General features: G+C 65.0%; 5 protein-coding genes. 4 read left to right on the top strand and 1 reads right to left on the bottom strand.

Annotated features, from left to right (window positions below; translation table 11 throughout):
• Positions 1–84: 84 nt before the first annotated feature.
• Positions 85–1,068 (top strand): hypothetical protein, encoded by a 984-nt coding sequence (locus Q4F91_RS12740; protein WP_303338106.1) that lies wholly within the window; start codon positions 85–87, stop codon positions 1,066–1,068.
• 151 nt (positions 1,069–1,219) lie between these two features.
• Complete coding sequence (locus tag Q4F91_RS12735; RefSeq protein WP_303338105.1) at positions 1,220–1,804, top strand: flavodoxin; 585 nt, start codon at positions 1,220–1,222, stop codon at positions 1,802–1,804.
• 72 nt (positions 1,805–1,876) lie between these two features.
• Here the strand turns inward: Q4F91_RS12735 and Q4F91_RS12730 are convergent, their stop codons facing one another.
• Positions 1,877–2,800, bottom strand: a complete 924-nt coding sequence (locus Q4F91_RS12730) for a LysR family transcriptional regulator (protein WP_303338104.1) — start codon at positions 2,798–2,800, stop codon at positions 1,877–1,879.
• A gap of 168 nt (positions 2,801–2,968) precedes the next feature.
• Between Q4F91_RS12730 and Q4F91_RS12725 the strand changes: the two genes are divergently transcribed.
• The gene (locus Q4F91_RS12725; RefSeq protein ID WP_303338103.1) at positions 2,969–4,156 is read left to right on the top strand and encodes an alpha/beta fold hydrolase; all 1,188 of its coding nucleotides are present in this window, start codon (positions 2,969–2,971) and stop codon (positions 4,154–4,156) included.
• A 214-nt stretch (positions 4,157–4,370) separates the two neighbouring features.
• Positions 4,371–4,757 (top strand): hypothetical protein, encoded by a 387-nt coding sequence (locus Q4F91_RS12720; RefSeq protein WP_303338102.1) that lies wholly within the window; start codon positions 4,371–4,373, stop codon positions 4,755–4,757.
• Positions 4,758–4,938: the final 181 nt, after the last annotated feature.

Here is a 4,938-nt window from a genome sequence, read left to right as displayed (position 1 = left end):
ATTTTTTTCGGCCTTCGTTCCCGCAGGAGTGCCCCGGGTGATAGATTTTTCCTTCTCCCCCGACCGACCCGAGGCGCTTTTCCCATGACCGACCAGAACGAGACCGACATCGCCGAACGAATGAAGCTCATCGCGCAGGTCCCGCTCAGGCTGCACGACCTGTTCTATGAGCGGGTGGGCGACAAGTACCACGAGATGGCGCACGACTACCGGGAGTTCGGGGTATGCGGCGTTCCGGATCTCGAGTCGTTCGAGGGCCGCGTCTTCATCCCGATGCGCGAGCTCTTCGAGGACGTGCTGAGCGACAAGGAGGGTGACGAGGCCGCGGAGACGTACTTCAGGATCCGCAACGTGTGGCTTCCCACCATGGTCGTCAGCGCCTGGAGCCTCGAGAAGCTCGTCGTCGCCTACGACCGGAGCGCCCTCGGCGTGGCAGTCAATGACGCCGTCTGGTGGCGGGGCTTCACGACCGACTGGCTGCTCGAGAACTTCAGGCCCTGGTGCATGTTCCTCTCTTTCGGCGACGGCGGCTCGCATGAGTACTCCATGAATGACCGGGGCGGGTATTTCACGGGGCTCGACGTCGGCAGGGAGGGACTTGTGCTCTTCAGTCAGTTCGTCGGGCCCGACGGCAGCTTCTGGGCGGAGAACTTCAGGGAGTTCGCGCTCACGCCCGGCAAGACGCTCGGCGAACTCGTCGACGAGTACAGCTGGGACTTCCCTGGTTCCGTGATGATGCAGCAGCGCACGGGGCTTGACGAGGAGAAGCGCCGCGAGATCCAGAGAATCGCCGACGAAGGGAGCCGCGCGGCCTGCGACACGTTCTTCCCCATGCTCGTGCTGGCGATCCTCGACGAATGGCGGCTCGCGCAGGAGCAGTGCTGCGAGCGCATCCGGCTGGACCTGAACCTCAGGACCGGCGTCGTCGGCAGGGTTCCGCCGGAACCCGCCGAGGCACACGACGCGGACTTCGATCTGGAGCGAATCGCGGCGTGCATCAGTGACCCGACGCTTCGCATGCTCTGGGTGAGGAGCGGCCTTCATCCGGGGAGCTCGGCGATCAACTGACTTTTCCCCTGGGATGCACCCGGGCAGGATCAGGCAAGGATGAGGCGCTTCCTGAGAATGGCGCCTGCGGCCGGCTCTCTAGACTGAGATTCATCAGGAATGGGGAGCGAACAGGCTCCCCGCGGATGAATTTCTTCAAGGAGCTCCGGTCATGGTTTTCACGCGTCGCTCGCTGCTCTCCGCCTCCATCGCATCGGTCCTCGGTGCACTTGGGGTCACCGCCCGGACGGCGTCCGCAGCTGAAAAGGCGCCCGGATCCCCGCGCCGCATCGCCGTCGTCTTCGTTTCGAAGACCGGTCACACGAAGAGCGTCGCCGAGGCGATCCGGCACTTCACCGGCGCCGACGTCTTCCAGGTCGAGACCGTCGAGCCCTATCCGGAGGAGTACCGCCCGGCCACCGAGGTCGTGAAGGCCGAGATCGAGCAGGGCATCAAGCGCCCTTTGAAGCCCCTCGCGATCGATCTCTCGAAGTACGACACCGTGATCCTCGGCACGCCCACCTGGTGGCACCGCCCGGCCCAGCCTCTCAAGACCTGGATGGAGTCGGTCGACCTCACGGAGAAATTCGTGCTGACCTTCAGCACGCATGGAGGCGGCGGTCTGATGGAGGTCCGCTCGGAGTTCGAGTCGCTGCTTCCCGGCGTGAAGCTCGGCACGCACTTCCTCAGCTGGGGCGGCGTGCGCCGCGCGAGCTCGGACGTGAAGGCCTGGCTCGCGGAGAACGGGCTCGTCTGAGCTGAGAACAGTTCATTTCAGGGGGAAGGGCGGCGTCGCACGGGTCATGAAAGCGGCGCCGCCCTTTCATTTTCACCGGCCGGCGTTCTCAGACCGCGGCCGGTGGGCGGGCAGCCCGCTCGTGCGCACGAGGTCGTGCGCGAACTTCACGAACGCCTCCGCGGCCTCCGGCGCGTCCGTCCGGCGGCAGATCCAGTACTCGATCTCTGTGGCGGGCGTCGGGATCAGGATCTCGGCGCGCGCGGGGCCGTCGAAGCGGTAGTGCCGCACGAGCGACGTGGTGAAGGTCGCCGCATTGGTGCGCCTCAGGCGCTCCTGAAAGACGAAGTAGTCGTTTTCGATCAGCACCGTGAGGTTCCTCGCCTCCTCGGTGAGGTACTTTTTGAAGCTTCTCGAGAAGGCGCCGCCGAGCTCAAAGAAGAGCACGGTGAGGTCGCCCGCCTCGGGGAGCTCGATCTCCGTGCGCCCGGCGAGCGGGTGCCCGGGCGGAAGCGACAGGTAGTGAAGATCCCGCACGAGGGGCTCGGAGACAATGCCGGCGCCATCAAGCGGCGCGTCGGTGACGACGATGTCCGCCTCGCGCCGGCGCAGAAGCGCGGCCGCCGACTCGTCCGCCGGGAACACCCGGTCGGTCACCTCCATCCCGGCGGGCTCGGCGAGGAGCATGCGGTACCTCGGCATCAGGAACCACATCGGCCCCTGGTCGCAGAAGGCAAGCTTCAGACCGGCCGACCGCCGCCGCCAGACCTCGAGGCTCCGCCCGAGCGTCTCGACCTCGCCCAGAATCCGCTCGGCGTGCTCGAGCGCCACGGCGCCGGCCTCCGTGATCACGAGCCTCGAGCCCTCGCGCCGGAAAAGGGCGACGCCGAGCTCCTCCTCGAGGCGCTTCACGCCCATGCTCACCGCGGGCTGGGTGAGGGAGAGGTTGCGCGCCGCCTCGGAGACGCTGCCCGTGCGGGCCACGGCGAGGAACTGCCTGAGGGTCTTGAGCTCCATAAAGAATGCATATAAATTTTATTGATGGGAGTATCAAATTAGTTTAATGGAAAATCAATGAGATAGCGAATAAAGTCATCAGCAGGGAGGGCGGGTTTTCCGCCGGATGGGCTCCGGTTTCCCGTTTCCTCCCCAAAGATTCTTGATTCCAATCTTCGAGGCACCGCCATGACTGCTTCCCGCTTCTCCCGAATTGCGCTCGCCGCCGCCGTCTGCGGCGCCTTCCTCATCTCGACTCCCGTCACGACCTTCGCGGCCGGGGCCGCGCCGGCCTCGAACGCCTCCCCGGTCATTTCGCTCGCCACGATGGGCAGCTTCTTCTTCGGCGGCTCGGTGGAGCAGAAGGCCGGGGGAGAAACCTTCCACGGCGACCATGGCTACGCGCAGTACTACGTCGCCGCGCACTCAAGGACGCTCCCGCTCGTGATGTGGCACGGAATCGGGCAGTCGGGCAAGACCTACGAGTCCACGCCCGACGGGCGCGAGGGCTATCAGGCGCTGCTGCCGCGCCGCGACTGGTCCGTCTACATCATCGACCAGCCCCGCCGCGGGCGCGCGGGCTACACGTCGGCGCCGCTCGTGAAGACCGCGATCCCGACCACGACCTCCGAGGCGGGCGTCTGGCGCGCCTTCCGCAACGGTCCCTGGCAGCCGCCGAAGGCCGCGGGCTTCTACGACAAGACGCAGTTCCCGGTCTCCGGCTACGCGATCGACCAGTTCTTCCGTCAGCAGACCCCGGACACGGGTGAGGAGCCCTCGACCGCCGAGTACCGCGCCAAGATGGGCGAGACCGTGGGCGCGCTCTTTGACCGCATCGGCGAGGGCATTCTGATCACGCACTCCAACTCCGGCCAGTACGGCTGGGAGACCGCCGCGGCCCGTCCGGACCTCGTAAAGGCGATCGTCGCCTACGAGCCCGGCATGTGCGCCTTCCCCGAGGAGGAGCCGCCCGAGGACATCCCGGCCTCGAGCGAACTCGTCGCCTCCCGCATGTTCCCGCGCATGATGCCGATGGAGAAGTGGAAGGCCCTCACGAAGATGCCGATCATGATCGTCTTCGGCGACAACATCGTTGACGAGCCTTCCCAGGTCTTCAACGAGGACGTGTGGCGTCTGGCGCGCGCCCGTCAGTTCGTCGAACTCGTCAACCGCCACGGCGGCGACGCGACCCTGGTCGAACTCCCGAAGATCGGCATCCGCGGCAACACGCACGCCGCCTTCGCCGACGCGAACAACGTCGAGATCGCGGACCTTCTCTCGAAGTTCCTCGCTGAGAAGGGGCTTGACGGCTACGAGCGTCCGCACACGGGCCCGAAGCCCGTTGAGATGCCGGTGAACATTCCGTTCGAGCGCTGATTTACCTTGTTTCAGAGGACGGGCATCCGCGGCGAAATGCCGCGGGTGCCTCGCTTTCTCGGGCGGAGGGCGGCGCGAATTTTCTGCGGGCGGCGTCTTCCGCGAATTCTCCGGGAATGAAAGTTCGGACTTTATTTGCCAAGGGACGGCACAAAAGGGACGGGACGGTGAATAATTCCGCCTGAACCCCGACATCCTTTCCTCCCGGACCACAATGGACGAGCAGATCAGCAAAACCACCGTCAAGAACATCGACAAGTCCTCGATCGAGGGCCTGCCCGAGGGTGCCTTCCTGCAGCGGAACGGCGCCCATCTCTACGTCTATTTCAAGTTTTCCTTCATGGAGAAGGTCGCCGAGGAGGGCGAAGAGAAAGGCAGCGAGGAGGGCGCCGGGGAGCCCGGCGAGAAGCCCCGCGTGAAGACAGTCGAGAAGACCGAGCGTGACTACATCGGCAAGGTGATTGACGGGAAGTTCGTCCCCAATGCCTATTACCTGCGCGAGAAGCCCGTGGCCGGCCAGCGTCCCGACTGGCGCTGGAAGAGCATGGCGCAGCGCGTGAAGTCACTGCGCGAGCGAAACGGGCTTCCCCCGGAGGAATGAACGGCCGGACTGGGCGGATATCCGGCCGCCTGCGCCTGCTCTCGTTCGGTGAAATGAAAAATCCATAAAAATCAGTTAATTAAAGTTGATCCTGGAAGAGGAGGGGGATTGAAGGAGGGCGGTTCGACTGCGTTGTCGGAATGCCGGAAAGGGGTTCCGGGGTGGAGTCGGCCATTGGAAC

This window comes from Sutterella sp. (assembly GCF_030539355.1).
Lineage (GTDB): Bacteria > Pseudomonadota > Gammaproteobacteria > Burkholderiales > Burkholderiaceae_F > Sutterella.
The sequence above is the reverse complement of the archived record's forward strand: the minus strand, read 5'-3'. Positions and strand labels throughout refer to the sequence as shown.

Coding starts and splice junctions, on each gene's coding strand:
- Q4F91_RS12720 (WP_303338102.1), top strand. CDS start 4,371: ATGGACGAGCAGATCAGCAAAACCACCGTCAAGAACATCGACAAGTCC.
- Q4F91_RS12735 (WP_303338105.1), top strand. CDS start 1,220: ATGGTTTTCACGCGTCGCTCGCTGCTCTCCGCCTCCATCGCATCGGTC.
- Q4F91_RS12725 (WP_303338103.1), top strand. CDS start 2,969: ATGACTGCTTCCCGCTTCTCCCGAATTGCGCTCGCCGCCGCCGTCTGC.
- Q4F91_RS12740 (WP_303338106.1), top strand. CDS start 85: ATGACCGACCAGAACGAGACCGACATCGCCGAACGAATGAAGCTCATC.
- Q4F91_RS12730 (WP_303338104.1), bottom strand. CDS start 2,800: ATGGAGCTCAAGACCCTCAGGCAGTTCCTCGCCGTGGCCCGCACGGGC.